Origin of the sequence: Rhodococcus sp. (in: high G+C Gram-positive bacteria) (genome assembly GCF_049286785.1) — a bacterium.
GTDB lineage: Bacteria > Actinomycetota > Actinomycetes > Mycobacteriales > Mycobacteriaceae > Rhodococcus_F.
Genome location: NZ_JBAQEO010000683.1, coordinates 1 through 14981, shown reverse-complemented (window position 1 = coordinate 14981; position 14981 = coordinate 1). Strand labels below are relative to the sequence as shown.

Here is a 14981-nt window from a genome sequence, read left to right as displayed (position 1 = left end):
ACACCCCAGGAAGGCTCCACCGTGATCCTGCTGCTCTCCACCTCCGACACCGATCTGCTCAGTGCACGAGCCAGCAAGGCGGACTATCGGTGGGCCAATCCGGCTCGGCTTCTGGTCGAGGAAGATCTGCCGGGGCTGCTCGAGAACGCCGACCTGGTGATCGTGCGTATCCTGGGCGGCCGACGCGCGTGGGAGGACGGTATCGACGCGGTCCTGGCCACCGGCCTGCCGGTTGTCGTCCTCGGCGGGGAGCACGCCCCCGACGCCGAGCTGATGGAGTGCTCCACCGTGACGGCCGGGGTGGCGGCCGAGGCCCACAACTATCTCGCCGAGGGCGGTGCGGACAACCTCGCCGAGCTGCATCACTTCCTGTCCGACACCGTGCTGCTCACCGGCCACGGATTCGACGCCCCGGTCCACCTGCCCAGCTGGGGTGTGGCGTCCTTCGCCGGAACGCCGACGGAGGATCGGCCCACGATCGCGGTCTTGTACTACCGCGCTCAGCATCTGGCCGGAAACACCCACTACATCGAGGCGCTGTGTGAGGCGGTGGACGCGGCGGGCGGCAATCCTCTTCCGATCTTCTGCGCGTCGCTGCGCACCGCCGAACCGGAGCTGCTGCAGAGCCTGCGCCGGGCAGATGCTCTCGTGGTCACCGTGCTCGCGGCCGGCGGCACCAGGCCGGCCGGTGCGTCGGCCGGCGGCGACGACGAGGCGTGGGACGTTGCCGAACTGGCCGCGCTCGACGTGCCGATCCTGCAGGGACTCTGTCTCACCAGCAGCCGCGAATCCTGGGATTCCAACGATGACGGGCTCTCACCACTCGACGTTGCGACGCAGGTGGCGGTGCCCGAGTTCGACGGACGCCTCATCACCGTGCCGTTCTCGTTCAAGGAGATCGACACCGACGGCCTGTCCACCTACGTGCCCGACGCCGAACGTGCGTCCCGAGTCGCGGGCATCGCCGTCCGGCACGCCCGGCTACGGCACATCCCCGCCGGCGAACGACGGATTGCGCTGATGCTGTCCGCGTATCCCACCAAGCACGCCCGCATCGGCAATGCCGTCGGGCTCGACACCCCGGCCAGTGCGATCCGGTTACTGACCGAGATGCGCGCGGTGGGCTACGACCTCGGGCCGGAGGAGGGACCGGATGCGGTGCCCGGGCTCGCCGCCCAGGACGGGGACGCCCTGATCCACGCGCTGATCGCCGCGGGCGGGCAGGATCCCGACTGGCTGAGCGCCGAGCAGCTCGAAGGCAACCCCATCCGGATTTCCGCAGCCCACTACCGCGAGTGGTTCTCGGTGTTGCCCGCGGACCTGCGCGAGGCCGTGGAGCAGCACTGGGGTCCGGCGCCGGGTGAGCTGTACGTAGACCGATCCCGGGATCCGGACGGCGAAATCGTCATTGCCGCAATGCAGTTCGGGAATCTTGTTCTCATGGTGCAGCCGCCTCGGGGGTTCGGCGAGAAGCCGGTGGCGATCTACCATGACCCCGACCTGCCGCCGAGTCATCACTACCTGGCGGCCTACCGGTGGATCGCTGCGGACGCCGCCGCAGGCGGTTTCGGTGCCGACGCCGTGGTGCACCTCGGCAAGCACGGCAATCTGGAGTGGTTGCCCGGCAAGACGCTCGGCATGTCCGCGTCGTGCGGCACCGACGCCGCGCTCGGCGACCTGCCGCTCATCTACCCGTTTCTCGTCAACGACCCCGGTGAGGGCACGCAGGCGAAGCGGCGCGCGCACGCCACGCTGGTGGATCACCTGATCCCACCGATGGCCCGTGCCGAGAGCTACGGCGACATCTCCCGGCTCGAGCAACTGCTCGATGAGCACTCCAATATCTCCGCGCTCGATCCTGCGAAGCTGCCGGCCATCCGGCAGCAGATCTGGACACTGATGCGCGCTGCGAAGTTGGACCACGACCTCGGTCTCGGCGAACGCCCCGACGAGGACGTGTTCGACGACATGCTCCTGCACGTCGACGGATGGCTCTGCGAGATCAAGGACGTCCAGATACGTGACGGCCTGCATGTGCTCGGGCAGGCGCCACAGGGCGACGCAGAGGTGGAATTGGTACTCGCCATGCTCCGTGCCCGGCAGATGTGGGGCGGGGAGCAGACCGTGCCCGGGCTGCGCGAGGCCCTCGGTCTCAGCGAGGAAGGCGACGAGTCCCGCAACCGCGTCGACGACGTGGAGGCGCAGGCGCATGCACTGGTACAGGGCATGTTCGACGTGGAGTGGGATCCGGCGGCGGCCGCGACCCTCACCGACGATCCGGTGGTCGCCAGGATCCTCCGCTTCGCAGCCACCGAAGTGGTTCCGCGTCTGCGGGAAACAGACAACGAGATCGGCCAGGTGCTGCACGCCCTCGACGGCGGGTTCATCGCTGCCGGCCCCAGCGGTTCCCCGCTGCGCGGGCTGATCAATGTGCTCCCGACCGGCCGCAACTTCTATTCCGTCGATCCGAAGGCGGTCCCGTCACGGCTCGCATGGGAGACCGGCCAGGCCATGGCCGACTCGCTGCTCGAGCGCTACCGTGCCGATCATGGCGACTGGCCCCGTTCGGTAGGTCTGTCGGTGTGGGGAACTTCGGCCATGCGCACTTCGGGAGACGACATCGCCGAGGTGTTCGCGCTCCTCGGCGTGCGCCCGGTGTGGGACGAGGCCAGCCGGCGGGTGGTGAACCTCGAGGTGATCGACCTCGAGGAACTGGGCCGTCCTCGGATCGATGTGACCGTCCGGATCAGTGGCTTCTTCCGCGACGCGTTCCCGCATGTGCTGGCGCTGCTCGACGACGCCGTCCGGCTCGTCGCCGGTCTGGACGAGCCGGCCGCGAGCAACTTCGTCCGGGCGCACGCGCAGGCGGATGTCGCGGAGCACGGTGACGAACGGCGCGCCACTACCCGCATTTTCGGTTCGAAGCCGGGCACCTACGGCGCCGGACTGTTGCAACTGATCGATTCCAAGAGCTGGCGCGGCGATGCCGACCTCGCCGAGGTGTACACCACGTGGGGTGGGTTCGCGTACGGTCGGGGGCTGGACGGTGTTCCGGCTGCCGACGACATGCGCTCGGCGTATCGGCGAATCACCGTGGCTGCCAAGAACACCGACACCCGCGAGCACGACATCGCCGACGCGGACGACTATTTCCAATACCACGGCGGGATGGTCGCGACGGTGCGGGCGCTGACGGGAAAGTCCCCCGAGGCGTACATCGGCGACAGCACCCGACCGGAGTCGGTCCGCACCCGCACTTTGTCGGAGGAAACGGCACGGGTGTTCCGTGCGCGGGTGGTGAATCCGCGCTGGCTCGCGGCGATGCGGCGGCACGGCTACAAGGGTGCGTTCGAGATGGCCGCCACCGTCGACTACCTGTTCGGATACGATGCCACCACCAACGTGGTGGCCGACTGGATGTACGAGAAGCTCGCCGAGTCGTACGTGCTGGACGAGCAGAATCGCAAGTTCATGGAACAGTCCAATCCGTGGGCCCTGCACGGGATCGCCGAACGGCTGCTCGAGGCGGCCGAGCGGGATATGTGGGAGCACCCCGAACAGCAGACGCTCGACGCACTCCGGCAGGTGTACCTCGAAACCGAGGGTGAGCTCGAGGGGGAGTAGTCCGTTCGACCAGCTGCCTCCGAGCTCGATAGGTGATCACGGGCAGCCGCCCGTCTAGCATGGGCCGGGTGACCACAGAATTCGATAAGGTATCGGCCGCGAAGTACGTTCTCCTGACCACGTTTCGCAAAGACGGCACTCCGGTGGCCACACCGCTGTGGGCGGCGCCCGACGGTGATCGCCTGCTGATGTGGACGGTCACCGACTCGTACAAGGTCAAACGCATCCGCCGCAACCCGGAAGTGACGGTCGCGGTGTGCGACCTGCGGGGCAAGCCGAAGGGGCCTGCGATTCCCGCCCGCGCCGACATTCTCGATGCCGAGGCCACCGATCATGCGCGTGACGTGATCGCACGCAAGTACGGCATCCTCGGCTGGATCTCGATGAAGGGCAGCCTGCTTCGTCGTGGAAGGACCGGCACCATCGGTCTGGCGATCACCGAGTCACGGTAGGTAACTCGATCTCAGTCTTCGGCTTCGTAGGCTGAGCGGGCCGGCGTCGCTTCGACAGCCGACCATTCGGCGGGGCTGTAGAGAATCACTTCACCGTCGGCCTTGGTGATCTGCAGTACTCCGCCCGGGATGACCTCGTAGCGAACGTCGTCTCCGAATCCGAGACGGTTGCTGCGCAATTGCACTGTGAATGCCATATGCGGAGTCTGCCACGGGGAGCGGTCAGGTGCCGCCTACTCGAACCACGCGGGCCGGTCGGATGGTTTCTCACACCTCTATCCGGCGTAGGTCGTGGGTGGCGGGACCTTCGAGAACGGTGCCGTCGGCGGCGAAGCGCGATCCGTGCAGGGGACAATCCCAGGACTCTTCGGCGTCGTTCCACCGGAGGATTCCACCGAGATGTGGGCACACGGCAGAGACACGGGAACTCTTCCCGTCGGCCGTGCACACTCCCACCGGGTGCAGTCCTTCCCTCACAACTCGTCCGGACGGGGTGTTCGACGGCTGCGCGTCCGCGTGACGGTCGCGGCCGAGTGCCGTGCCGATCCAGCCCGTCGCCATGTTGACGGCCACCTCGCCGTTGATCCTGACCGCGGGAGGAACGTCGAAGACCTGTGCGAGGGACCAGCTCTGGAAGGCGTCCCCCCATCGCACGCGGCTGCCCAGGATCCGCGCGGACAGAAGGAGACCCGCCGCGACGGCGTTCGTCATGCCCCACTTGCCGTAGCCTGTCGCCACCAGAATGCCCTCCCGTCCCGGTACCAACGGTCCGACATACGGGAGGGAATCGAGCGACGAGTAGTCCTGTGCCGCCCAGCGGTGTGTGAGTTCGGCACCGGGGAAATAGCGGTGTGTCCAGTCGATCAGATCGTCGACCGCTGTGCGGGGTGAATCCTTTCGGCCGACGATGTGCCCGTTTCCGCCGACCAGAAGCACACGTCGATCGTCGGCGGGCCGGAGTGAGCGCGTGGGCTGATCGGCTGACAGATACATTCCACGCGGTGCGCCGTCCGGCATCGCGAACGCGAGCGCGTAGGAACGTTCCGGATGCAGACGTGCAAAGAATCCGCCCCGGTCGAGAATCGGTATCCCCGTGGCCAGAACGACATGCGTCCCCTCGATGTCCCCGTCGGCCGTGACCACGCGGTGCCCGTCGGCACCGGAACGGTGTACCCCGGTCACTCGGCGGTGTTCGAACAGGTCCCCACCACAGGTGCGCAGGTCGTCCGCCATGGCAGCGAGCAATGGCATCGGATCGAGTTGGGCCTGCTCCTCGAGAACGACGGCAGCCGTGGACGGCACGGGAAGATCGATCTCGGTCGCCGGCCGGACCGGCAGATCGGCGGCCCGACAGGCCTCGTACTCAGCTCTGACGGCGTCGGCGCCGGACGACTCTTGCGCGAACGTCACCGCCGGCTCGACGTCGAAGGAGACCCCTCGCTCCGCGCAGTAGCGCAGCAGCCACTGCTGCCCCTCGAGATTCCCTTGGACGTAGGAGCGGAGGATGTGACGCGAATGCCGGCGGGCGATGGCGCTGAGCCGGGTGCCTTGCAGCAGGCTCACCTTCCCGGTGGTGTTACCGGTGGTCACCGCGCCGGCCGTGCGTGCCTCGACGACGGCTACCGTCCGGCCCGAGCGTGCCAGCAACAATGCGGTGGTCAATCCGGTGAGCCCGGCACCCACGACGACGGTGTCGTAGTGGCGCCGGTCTCCCCAGGCACGGACGTCCTGCGTTGTCGAGACCAGGCGGGCGCGATCGAGCCATAGCGACGTCATAGGTGTTGCTTTCCCTGGAGCCGGGAGACCGAAACCGCCGCTACACCCCTCCGGCGAGGAGGGGGCGCGCCAGGAGGGCCGACCATTCTGCGAAATCACCGGGAAGCGCGTGACCCGAATTCTCCGTGCGGGAGGCGAGTTCGATCAGTGAACGGGCTGCGCGGGCGACACTGACGTGGTGGCGATGAGCCACGTCGAGCAGTTCTTCGAACGCTTCGGCGTCGCCGTACCCGCGCCGGGCGATCAGCAGACTCTTGGCCTGGGGAAGGAGGTGTACCCGGACGGGCGAGGTGGTGAGAAATGTGGATCTGTGGAAGTGGTGCACGGTCATACGACGACCACCACGACGACGGTGGCCGCCAGGACGATGAGGCCGGACACGGCACCGGCGACCACGGACCCGGAAATGACGCCGATGCTGATCGCGGACATGAGGCACACGAAGGTGATGATCAGGGCGTCGGCAGCACCGGCGCGCGCACGAACCGTCGCGAAGGGACGGATTCCGGCGGCCGTCGGTGACTCGGCGTCGAGTATGGGGGAATGCATGATCTCTCCTGACGAGACGAGATGGGTAACTCCGGGCGCGCGTGAGCTCGCGGCATGAAATCGGAGGTTTGGTCCCGTTCTCTGGAGACCGGAGATGTGATTCGAGCCCGCAGCATTCCCGGCTGGAACACGAGATGCAGTATGGCCGTCTGGTCCCTTTATAGCGGACATTTCGCCCACTGTCACTGGCGAGGGCTCAGCGCGGCCGCTGCGGCGGCGGGACACCAGCCTGCGGGAACTACCGGGTCAGCAGACCCGCCCATTCGTCGAAACTCAGCGGGTCCGGCGCGTCGACGGGAGTCGTGTCCTCCTGCTGTCGGTGGGTGGCGAGATCCACCAGGGCCTTTGCTGCTCGCAGCACACTGACGTGGTGACGCCGGGAGACGTCGAGTAACTCGTCGAAGGCCTCGGCATCGCCGTAGCCGCGGGTCGCGATGAGGACGCCCTTGGCCATGGCGAGGACTTCACGTCCGTCGCCGTACCGGTACGACCCCCGGCGGTTTGACCGTACGGTCTCCTCGATTCCCGCGTGAGACGGAGATTTCTGCTCTATTGACATCGGTTCTGCCTTTCCGAACACTCACACGGCAGCGATGAATACCGCTGTGGCGACAAAGACGATCACACCGCCGGCTACCGCCACAATTGCGGATCCGGCGATGATTCCGATCCCCACCGGGGACACCACGCTGACGAACGAGACGATCGCTGCATCCGCGAGACCGAACTTGTCCCACCGACGTGCTCGCGGCGAATCCGCGCGCGCTGTGCGGTCGAGCGCGGTTCGGTGTTGCGCTCTGTGGTGAAGCGCTCTGTGGTGAAGCACTCTGTGGTGGGGCCCCGTGTGCTCGGGCGCTGTCTCGGATTGCATGGAACCACCTCGGCAGAGTTTGGCGGGACGGACTCGGGGCGCGCCGATTGCAGGGCGCGTCCGAGGCGAGGTCCCGTTCTCTGGAGACCGGTGATCAACGATGCCCACCCCGCAAAATGTGGGGAAGGTCATACATGTTGCTCCCTGTATTTATACCAAACGATTCGAATCGCTTACCCAGGCGAATGTCCGTATTCGGCCCGGGTTGGGATCGGCACCGCGAGCGCCGGTCGCTCAGAGCGCCCTGCTCACCGACGACATGTGGAAATCCGGGATACGCAGAGGCGGCATCGCCGTCCTGGTGAACCAGTCTTTCCACTCCCGCGGGAGGGTGCGCCCCGTGCGACCGGCCTGTGTTGTTCTCCGCAGCAGGTCGAGGGGACTCTCGTTGAAACGGAAATTGTTGACCGCGCCGGTCACCGTTCCTTCTTCGATCAGATAGACGCCGTCTCGTGTGAGCCCTGTCAGCAGCAGGGTGGCGGGGTCGACCTCGCGGATGTACCACAGCGTGGTGAGGAGCAGCCCGCGTTCGGTCTCGGCCACCATCTCGTCGAGACTCGCGGCACCGCCGGCGTCGAGAACCAGGTTCTCGCCGGGCACTGCCACCTCCGCACCGAACTCCGCGGCGGCCGCACGGGGGTAGGCAAGGGCGTTGACGATGCCGTGGCGCACCCATTCGACGCGGCGTGCGTCCATGCCGTTGTCGAAGACCGACACCGACTCGGAGGAGGACTCGGTGACGACGAACGGCGCGTATTCCAGGCCAGGCGCGGATGGGTCGGACGAGAGAGTGAGGGGAAGGGAGCTCAGACGCTCTCCCACCCTGGTGCCTCCGGGTACCGACAGCGCCGAGTGACCTTCTTCGGCGGCCCTGCCTTCCATCGACCACATCAGATAGATCATCAGATCCGCCACGGCGGACGGAGGCAGGATCGTTTCGTACCGCCCGGCCGGCAGCTCCACCCGGCTGCGAGCCCAGTCCAGGCGGGTCGAGAGCTCCTCGAGCATCTTCACGCTCGCGACGTCGGTGAAGTCCTTGGTGCCGGCACCCACCCACGCGCTGGCGTCACCGCGCTTGCCGTTGATCTCGACCGATCCGGTGGGTGCGGCGAACCGCCTCCTGATGCCGGTGGAGGTGCCCAGCCAGGTGGTGTGGAGCTGGTGATGGGCAAAGCCGTACAGCTGGTCGTCGCCGTCGAAGCCCCTGCTCAGATCTTGGACGAGCTGCTCGAACGCTCCGATCTCGGTGTGTGCGGCCGGATCGTCCCAATTGGTGTCCGGCCCGTTCCCCGTGAGCAGCGGCATCGAATCGGATGAGGGACGGGCCCCACGGGCAGCACCTTCGGCAGATCGGACGACGGCGCCGACGTCGGCGGCATCGACACTCGACGAGGTGACGACACCCACCCGAGCCGTGTCGCCGACGCGCACGATCGAGATCACCGTCCACGTGCGCAGGGTGGACACGCCGTTGGTGGTCATCGAATTGCCCGCCCACCGCAGGGACGCTTCGCTGGCGTCGGTGACGATGACGATCGTTTCGTCCACGGTGGCCCCGCCCAGGACCTGCTCGACGAGTTGCTGCGGTGCGATCATCGGCCGCCTTCCGCCCGAGTGTTCAGTACGTTGACGCCGAGGAACAGTGCGGACGGGCAGCCGTGACTCACGGCCGCCACCTGACCGGGTTGCGCCTTCCCGCAGTTGAATGCACCACCCAGCCGGCGAGTGGAGGGTCCGCCCACCGACTCCATCGATCCCCAGAAGTCGGTGGTCGTGGCCTGGTAGGCCACGTCGCGGAGTTGGCCGTCGAGCCGACCTCCGCGAATCCGGTAGAACCGCTGCCCGGTGAACTGGAAGTTGTAGCGCTGCATGTCGATCGACCACGATTTGTCGCCTACGACGTAGATGCCGTTCTCCACACCGGAGATCAGATCATCCGTACTGCGATCCGTGACGGGGTCGGGTTGCAGCGACACGTTCGCCATCCGCTGGATCGGAACATGATGGGGTGAATCGGCGTACGAGCATCCGTTGGACCGCGTGAGACCGAGCCGCGGTGCGAACGCGCGGTCGAGTTGATAGCCGACCAGGACGCCGTCGGCGATCAGATCCCACGACTGGGTGTGCACACCTTCGTCGTCGTAGCCGGTGGTGGCGAGGCCGTGGCGCTCGGTCCGATCCGCCGTGACGTGCATGATCGGGGTACCGTACTGCAGGGTGCCCAGCTGATCCGGCGTCGCGAAGGAGGTTCCGGCATAAGCTGATTCGTATCCGATCGCACGGTCGTACTCGGTGGCGTGCCCCACGGACTCGTGGATGGTCAGCCACAGATTGGTGGGGTCGATCACCAGATCGGTGGGTCCGGCCCGCACCGACGGGGCCTTCGCCTTCTCCGCCAGCAACTCCGGAATCCGGGCCAGTTCGTCGGTCCAGTTCCACACGCCGTCCGTACCGACGTACTCCCAGCCACGGCCGACCGGGGGAGCGAGGGTACGCATCGTCTCGAACTCCCCGGCCGACTGGTCGACGGTCGTCGCCTCGAGTGAGGGATGCAGCCGCACCCGTTGCTGGACGATGGAGGACCCGGCGAGGTCGGCGTAGAAGGTCTGCTCCTTCACCTGCAGGCAACTCGCCACCACGTGATCGACGCTGTCGGCGGCCAGCAGTCGATGCGAGTAGTCGGTGAGCAACGAGACCTTCTCCGCGGTGGACACTTCGAAGGGATCGACGTCGTAGTCGGATACCCAGTGGGCGTCGGGATACACCGGTTCGTCCGCGAGCGCGATGTGCTCACGGTTGAGCCCGCGCAGGGCCCGGGCCACCGCCACCGCGGTCTCCGCTGTCGCGGTGGCCGTCGCGGGCGTCAGTTCGGCGTGGGATGCGAATCCCCACGTGCCGTCGACCACGACCCGAACGGCGAAACCGAGTTCGGAGGTGTCGACCGCCGCCTGGACCTCGCCGTCGCGTAGGCGCAGGGACTGGCTGGTGAGCCGATGGACCCGCATATCGGCATGCGATGCGCCGGCGGCACGTGCGGTGGACAGTGCCGCGTCGGCCAGTGAACGCAGGGGGAGCGCAAGGAATTCCGGGTCGACCTGTCGAGGATCCGTCACCCGCACCACCGTAGTAGGAGAATCAGCCGAACTGTTGCCAACCGAGCCGGATCACCATGCCGATCACCACGATGAGCAGCGTGACCCGGACGAATCCGGAACCTCGGCGCAGTGCCATCCGCGACCCGGTGACCGCGCCGGCCACGTTGCAGATCGCCATGGTCAGTCCGAGTGCCCACAGCACGTGACCGGTGGCGGCGAAGAACACCAGTGCACCCAGATTGGATCCGAGATTGATGACCTTCGCCATGGCGGCACTGCGAACGAACTCCGTGCCGAGGAACGTTGCGAAGCTGATGATGAGAAAGGTTCCGGTGCCCGGCCCGAACAGTCCGTCGTAGAAGCCGAACAGTCCGGCCGAGAGCAGAACGACGGCCGTGAACTTGCGTTGCGTCGGCCGGTCCTTCGCCAGCATGGTGCCCAATTGTGGCCTGAGGGTGACGAACACGGCCACACCGACGAGAACCACCATGATGAGCGGGATGAAGACGTCCTTGTCGATGAGTGACACCGTCGCGGCGCCGAGCGCCGATGCGACCGCGGCGAGCAGACCGGCCGGAACGAGCAGTCGCCAGTTCATGGGGAGGTGACGCGCAAATGTGAGCACCGCCGCCGACGTGCCGGTGAACGCGGTGAGCTTGTTGGTTGCCAGCGTCGCCTGCGGTGTCAGGTTCGGGGCGACGAGGAAGAGGGCGGGAATGAGGATCAGTCCGCCGCCGCCCACTACTGCATCCACCCATCCGGCGGCCGCCGCGGCGGTCAGCAGGACAGCCCAATTCCCCACATCCATGGTGCCGACTCAATCACACGGATAGCAGAGTGCCCCGGCGCCCGGCGCGCCTACGAAGAGGAGGTGGCGGCGCGGCTCTTCCTGTCGGAGTCGACGATCGAATCGCACAGGGGAGGATGCTCACCGAATCGATGTCCGCGACCGGTTTCAGGCAGTGATCGCGACCTACGAGACCGGGCTGGTATGGCCCGGCTCGTAGGCGGGCGGGTGGGGAAGTTCGGAACCCGCCCAGCTATGCGGTGAAGGTGCCGACGGTCGGGACCACCGTGCACGTCACCGAATCCGGATACCCGACCGTGCCGTACATCGTTGCGAGGACGGTGCCCTTGCCGGTGTCGACGATCTTCGAGAGCAGCGGGGTATTGATGACGGGTATCTCGTCGTCGAGTGGGACGATGCCGCCCTGGAACGTGGTGAGGTTGAACCAGGCCACGCTGAGACCGGAGGTCTGCGGTATCCCGATGTAACCGGGGATCGCCTGGAACCTCAGCTGACCCGGTCCGATCCCCGGGAGGAAGTTGGGCCCCGCCTGCGCGCTCGCGAGTGTTGCCGTCGCCTCCTCGCCGGCCACGCCGCAGCCGAAGGTGGGGGACGGGTACGCGAAGTCCTGCGGGGTGGTCATGTCCAGTCGGAGAATCTCCTTGGGCACGAACACGCTGGCGCCGAGAATCTGGTTCACGGCGGCGGACGCGGCGGGAGACACCTCGGCGGCGAGAGCTTGCAGTTCGGCGGCGCCCCTCGCGGAATCCGGGACCTGGGCCACGGGGGCCGGATCCGCGGTGGCCGGGGCAGCGGACAGCATGCCGACGACGGCGGCGGAGGCGAGAGCGGAGGTGGCTCGGCGGACGAAGGTGGAACGACTCATTGTGACTCCTCGGTGGCGTGGGCTTCGAGAACCCCATCGACAGCACTGCATCACGGGCAAAGTCTCGATGTCAACTTGAGGGTTAGTATCGTGAGCTGTTCGAGATCTTCGGTCGGGAGAAAACCGGCGCCGTCGCGCGTTGAATCATCAGACGGTCCGCTACACAGGCCTCGACCAACTCGACCGTCCGAAAGGGAGCGTCATGTACGCCGCACTGTTCCTGCTGTATGCGGTGGTGGAGATCGCCGCCCTCGTCTGGATGGGCAGCACCATCGGCCTGCTGTGGACAGTCCTCCTGTTCCTCGGCGGCACGCTGATCGGACTTCTGCTGATGCGCTCGCAGTGGCGTCGTGTCATACAGGGATTGCGCCAGGCGGCGGGTGGGAAAGGGTCGCCCGGAACAGCGGTCGCGGATGGCGCGCTCGTCGCCTTGGGTTCTGCCCTCATGTTCGTGCCCGGCCTCGTGACCTCGGTGCTCGGGCTCCTCTTCCTGATTCCGCCCACCCGTTGGCTGATGCGACCGGTGGTGGTTCTGCTGGCCGGGCGCCGGGCGGCGGTGGTCGCGGCCGGCGCCGAGGCGTTCACGCGCGCACCGCGTCGCGGTGCCGGCGAGGTGATCGAGGGTGAGGTGGTGGACGTCGAGTGGACTTCCCGAACCCGGACCCGTGAGCCCCGCGCCTTGCCCTAGGAGGCAGACTGGTTGCCCGTGACTACACAACTGCTGGTCGGCGGCCGAATCTACAGTTCCTTCGCACCGGATGCCACGTCGATGGCGGTCACCGACGGCACGGTCGTGTGGGTCGGCGACGATCGGGCCGCGCGGGCGCTGCACCCGGACGCCGAGGTGATCGATCTCGGTGGGGCGTTCGTCACACCCGCGTTCGTCGACACGCACGTGCACGTGACCGCCCTCGGGCTCAACATCGTCGGACTCGACCTTGTCGGTGTCGGCTCGATACGTGAACTCCTCGACCGACTGCAGTCGTTCGCACGCACGCATGGCGACGCCGTGATCTGGGGGCACGGCTGGGACGAGTCGACGTGGCCGGAGGAATCGGTCCCGAGCACGGCCCAATTGGATGAGGCCGCACCGGGACGGCCGGTGTACCTGTCGAGAATCGACGTGCACTCGGCGGTGTGCTCGACGGCACTGCGGGCGCTGGTTCCCGACCTCGCCGCCACGTCGGGCTTCGCCACGGACGGCCCGCTCACCTTCGACGCTCACCATGCCGCGCGCACCGTCGCCCGTTCACTTCTGACCACCGAGCAGCGGGCCGCCGCACGGGCCGCGGCACTCGATACCCTGGCTGCGCGGGGAATCGTGGCCGTGCACGAGTGCGGTGGCCCTGACATCGCCGGGCTCGACGACTTTCGCGAACTCCTGTCCAGCCCACACGGGGTCGAGGTCCGCGGCTACTGGGGCGAGGCGGTGACCGACGCGGACGAGGCGCGAAAACTGATGCAGGCCACAGGCGCGCACGCGCTCGGCGGGGACCTCTTCGTCGACGGCTCGCTCGGATCGCACACGGCCTGGCTCAGCGAACCGTACGCCGATCTGGCTGGTGTCACCGGTAGGAGCTATCTCACGGTCGAGGAGATCGCGGCTCATGTTCACGCCTGCACGGTCGCTGGGGTCCAGGCCGGATTCCACGTGATCGGCGACGCCGCCGTGGATGCGGCGGTCGAAGCTTTCGAGCGGGTGGCAGGGGAGCTGGGCGGGCCCGCCGTCGCCGCGGTCGGACACCGGCTCGAGCACGCGGAGATGATGACGGTGGACAGCGCGCGCCGACTCGCTGCCCTGGGCATCATCGCCAGCGTGCAGCCCGGGTTCGATGCGCTGTGGGGCGGCGCGGACGGTCTCTACGCTCAGCGGCTGGGTACCGAACGAGCCCTCACCCTCAATCCCTTCGCCCCGGCGGCAGCCGCAGGTGTCTCACTGGCGTTGAGCTCCGACGCGCCGGTGACGCCCGTGGAACCCTGGGCCATGCTCCGCGCGGCTGTGCATCACCGCACCCCCGGCAGTGGGATTTCACCCCGGGCGGCGTTCTCGGCCGCGACCCGCGGCGCGTGGCGTGCCGGCGGCGTGCGGGACGGACTGGCGGGCACGCTGAATCCGGGAGCGCCGGCGTCGTACGCGATCTGGGATGCGGGTGAACTGGTGGTGAGTGCTCCCAAGGACTCCGTGCAACGGTGGTCCACCGATCCCCGCTCCCGGGTGCCGGCACTGCCTCGTCTCGAGCAGGACGCTCCGATGCCGGTGCTGCTTCGTTCGGTGCACCGCGGGAGCGTCGTTCATGAGCGGTGAGCCGGCAACCGCAACTTCGACGCCGGGGCACGTGAAGCGCTGGACCACGGGCGGGAGGGGAGTGCTGCTGCGATCCGTCGTGTCGGTGCTGGCCGGTTTCCTGGTGTTCGCGGGCTTTCCGCCGCGACCGCTGTGGTTCCTCGCGCCGATCGGGATCGCCCTGTTGGTTCTGGTGCTGACCGGCGCCGGGGGACCGGCGCCCAGGCTCCGTGCGGGTTTCGGCTACGGCTATCTCGCGGGCCTCGGGTTCCTGGTGCCGCTCCTGCCGTGGATCGGTGTGTTCGTAGGCGCGCTGCCGTGGCTCGCGCTCGCCGCTGTCGAGTCGTTGTTCATCGGATTGTTCGGGTTGCTGGCCGTCTTCGTGTCCGGGCTGCGCTGGGCGCCGCTGTGGATCGCGGCGTGCTGGTCGCTCACCGAGTGGCTCCGCTCTAGCGTCCCGTTCGGCGGATTCCCCTGGGGGCGACTGGCGTTCGGGCAGTCGGATGGGTGGTTCCTGCCCCTCGCGGGTCTCGGCGGCGCCCCGCTGCTGTCGTTCGCGGTGGCGTCGACCGGTGCCGGGCTCGCCTCTGTCGCCGTGACCGTGCGAGCCCGGGCACGCGGTGCGCTGGACTGGAAACGTCCACTGACGGGCGGCCT

Annotated in this window: 14 protein-coding genes and 1 pseudogene; 5 read left to right on the top strand and 10 right to left on the bottom strand. The window is 67.5% G+C overall.

Going from position 1 to position 14981, the window contains the following annotated elements:
* The first annotated feature begins 21 nt into the window (after positions 1-21).
* Together cobN and WAW17_RS24770 are read left to right on the top strand one after the other, a co-directional pair.
* Positions 22-3624, top strand: coding sequence for a cobaltochelatase subunit CobN (gene cobN, locus WAW17_RS24775; protein WP_422335526.1), 3603 nt, complete (start codon positions 22-24; stop codon positions 3622-3624).
* Between the two features lie 59 nt (positions 3625-3683).
* Positions 3684-4076 carry a PPOX class F420-dependent oxidoreductase gene (locus WAW17_RS24770; RefSeq protein ID WP_422335553.1) on the top strand — a complete coding sequence of 131 codons (393 nt, stop codon included), beginning with the start codon at positions 3684-3686 and terminating at the stop codon, positions 4074-4076.
* Between the two features lie 11 nt (positions 4077-4087).
* Here WAW17_RS24770 and WAW17_RS24765 read toward each other — a convergent pair whose 3' ends face one another.
* The 10 genes from WAW17_RS24765 to WAW17_RS24720 form a co-directional block, all read right to left on the bottom strand.
* Positions 4088-4273 carry a hypothetical protein gene (locus WAW17_RS24765; protein WP_422335525.1) on the bottom strand — a complete coding sequence of 62 codons (186 nt, stop codon included), beginning with the start codon at positions 4271-4273 and terminating at the stop codon, positions 4088-4090.
* A gap of 70 nt (positions 4274-4343) precedes the next feature.
* Positions 4344-5852, bottom strand: coding sequence for an FAD-dependent oxidoreductase (locus tag WAW17_RS24760; RefSeq protein WP_422335524.1), 1509 nt, complete (start codon positions 5850-5852; stop codon positions 4344-4346).
* 40 nt (positions 5853-5892) lie between these two features.
* A complete protein-coding gene (locus WAW17_RS24755; RefSeq protein WP_422335523.1) occupies positions 5893-6183 on the bottom strand; it encodes an ANTAR domain-containing protein in 291 nt (96 codons plus the stop codon).
* Positions 6180-6401: a hypothetical protein gene (locus WAW17_RS24750; protein WP_422335522.1), complete on the bottom strand. Its 222-nt coding sequence runs from the start codon at positions 6399-6401 to the stop codon at positions 6180-6182. The genes WAW17_RS24755 and WAW17_RS24750 overlap by 4 nt, the downstream gene beginning before the upstream one ends.
* 238 nt (positions 6402-6639) lie before the next feature.
* Positions 6640-6960: an ANTAR domain-containing protein gene (locus WAW17_RS24745; protein ID WP_422335521.1), complete on the bottom strand. Its 321-nt coding sequence runs from the start codon at positions 6958-6960 to the stop codon at positions 6640-6642.
* Between the two features lie 21 nt (positions 6961-6981).
* Positions 6982-7272: a hypothetical protein gene (locus WAW17_RS24740; protein WP_422335520.1), complete on the bottom strand. Its 291-nt coding sequence runs from the start codon at positions 7270-7272 to the stop codon at positions 6982-6984.
* 234 nt (positions 7273-7506) lie between these two features.
* Positions 7507-8868 carry a metallopeptidase TldD-related protein gene (locus WAW17_RS24735; protein WP_422335519.1) on the bottom strand — a complete coding sequence of 454 codons (1362 nt, stop codon included), beginning with the start codon at positions 8866-8868 and terminating at the stop codon, positions 7507-7509.
* Positions 8865-10385, bottom strand: coding sequence for a TldD/PmbA family protein (locus WAW17_RS24730; RefSeq protein WP_422335518.1), 1521 nt, complete (start codon positions 10383-10385; stop codon positions 8865-8867). Before WAW17_RS24730 ends, WAW17_RS24735 begins: the two co-directional genes overlap by 4 nt.
* A 22-nt stretch (positions 10386-10407) precedes the next feature.
* Positions 10408-11175 carry a TSUP family transporter gene (locus WAW17_RS24725; RefSeq protein WP_422335517.1) on the bottom strand — a complete coding sequence of 256 codons (768 nt, stop codon included), beginning with the start codon at positions 11173-11175 and terminating at the stop codon, positions 10408-10410.
* Positions 11176-11407: 232 nt separating this feature from the next.
* Positions 11408-12040, bottom strand: coding sequence for a hypothetical protein (locus WAW17_RS24720; protein ID WP_422335516.1), 633 nt, complete (start codon positions 12038-12040; stop codon positions 11408-11410).
* 202 nt (positions 12041-12242) lie between these two features.
* On the opposite strand from WAW17_RS24720, the gene WAW17_RS24715 reads away from it, so the two are divergent.
* The 3 genes and pseudogenes from WAW17_RS24715 to WAW17_RS24705 form a co-directional block, all read left to right on the top strand.
* Positions 12243-12728: an FxsA family protein gene (locus tag WAW17_RS24715; protein WP_422335552.1), complete on the top strand. Its 486-nt coding sequence runs from the start codon at positions 12243-12245 to the stop codon at positions 12726-12728.
* Between the two features lie 12 nt (positions 12729-12740).
* Positions 12741-14345, top strand: coding sequence for an amidohydrolase (locus WAW17_RS24710; RefSeq protein WP_422335515.1), 1605 nt, complete (start codon positions 12741-12743; stop codon positions 14343-14345).
* Positions 14335-14981: pseudogene (locus WAW17_RS24705) on the top strand (apolipoprotein N-acyltransferase); the annotation flags it as partial. The gene WAW17_RS24710 and the pseudogene WAW17_RS24705, both read left to right, overlap by 11 nt.

What these genes read in the sequence shown, in the direction of transcription:
- WAW17_RS24735 (WP_422335519.1), bottom strand. Translation starts at nt 8,868, where the DNA reads ATGATCGCACCGCAGCAACTCGTCGAGCAGGTCCTGGGCGGGGCCACC.
- WAW17_RS24725 (WP_422335517.1), bottom strand. Translation starts at nt 11,175, where the DNA reads ATGGATGTGGGGAATTGGGCTGTCCTGCTGACCGCCGCGGCGGCCGCC.
- WAW17_RS24720 (WP_422335516.1), bottom strand. Translation starts at nt 12,040, where the DNA reads ATGAGTCGTTCCACCTTCGTCCGCCGAGCCACCTCCGCTCTCGCCTCC.
- WAW17_RS24770 (WP_422335553.1), top strand. Translation starts at nt 3,684, where the DNA reads ATGGGCCGGGTGACCACAGAATTCGATAAGGTATCGGCCGCGAAGTAC.
- WAW17_RS24740 (WP_422335520.1), bottom strand. Translation starts at nt 7,272, where the DNA reads ATGCAATCCGAGACAGCGCCCGAGCACACGGGGCCCCACCACAGAGTG.
- WAW17_RS24755 (WP_422335523.1), bottom strand. Translation starts at nt 6,183, where the DNA reads ATGACCGTGCACCACTTCCACAGATCCACATTTCTCACCACCTCGCCC.
- WAW17_RS24765 (WP_422335525.1), bottom strand. Translation starts at nt 4,273, where the DNA reads ATGGCATTCACAGTGCAATTGCGCAGCAACCGTCTCGGATTCGGAGAC.
- WAW17_RS24715 (WP_422335552.1), top strand. Translation starts at nt 12,243, where the DNA reads ATGTACGCCGCACTGTTCCTGCTGTATGCGGTGGTGGAGATCGCCGCC.
- WAW17_RS24750 (WP_422335522.1), bottom strand. Translation starts at nt 6,401, where the DNA reads ATGCATTCCCCCATACTCGACGCCGAGTCACCGACGGCCGCCGGAATC.
- WAW17_RS24760 (WP_422335524.1), bottom strand. Translation starts at nt 5,852, where the DNA reads ATGACGTCGCTATGGCTCGATCGCGCCCGCCTGGTCTCGACAACGCAG.
- WAW17_RS24745 (WP_422335521.1), bottom strand. Translation starts at nt 6,960, where the DNA reads ATGTCAATAGAGCAGAAATCTCCGTCTCACGCGGGAATCGAGGAGACC.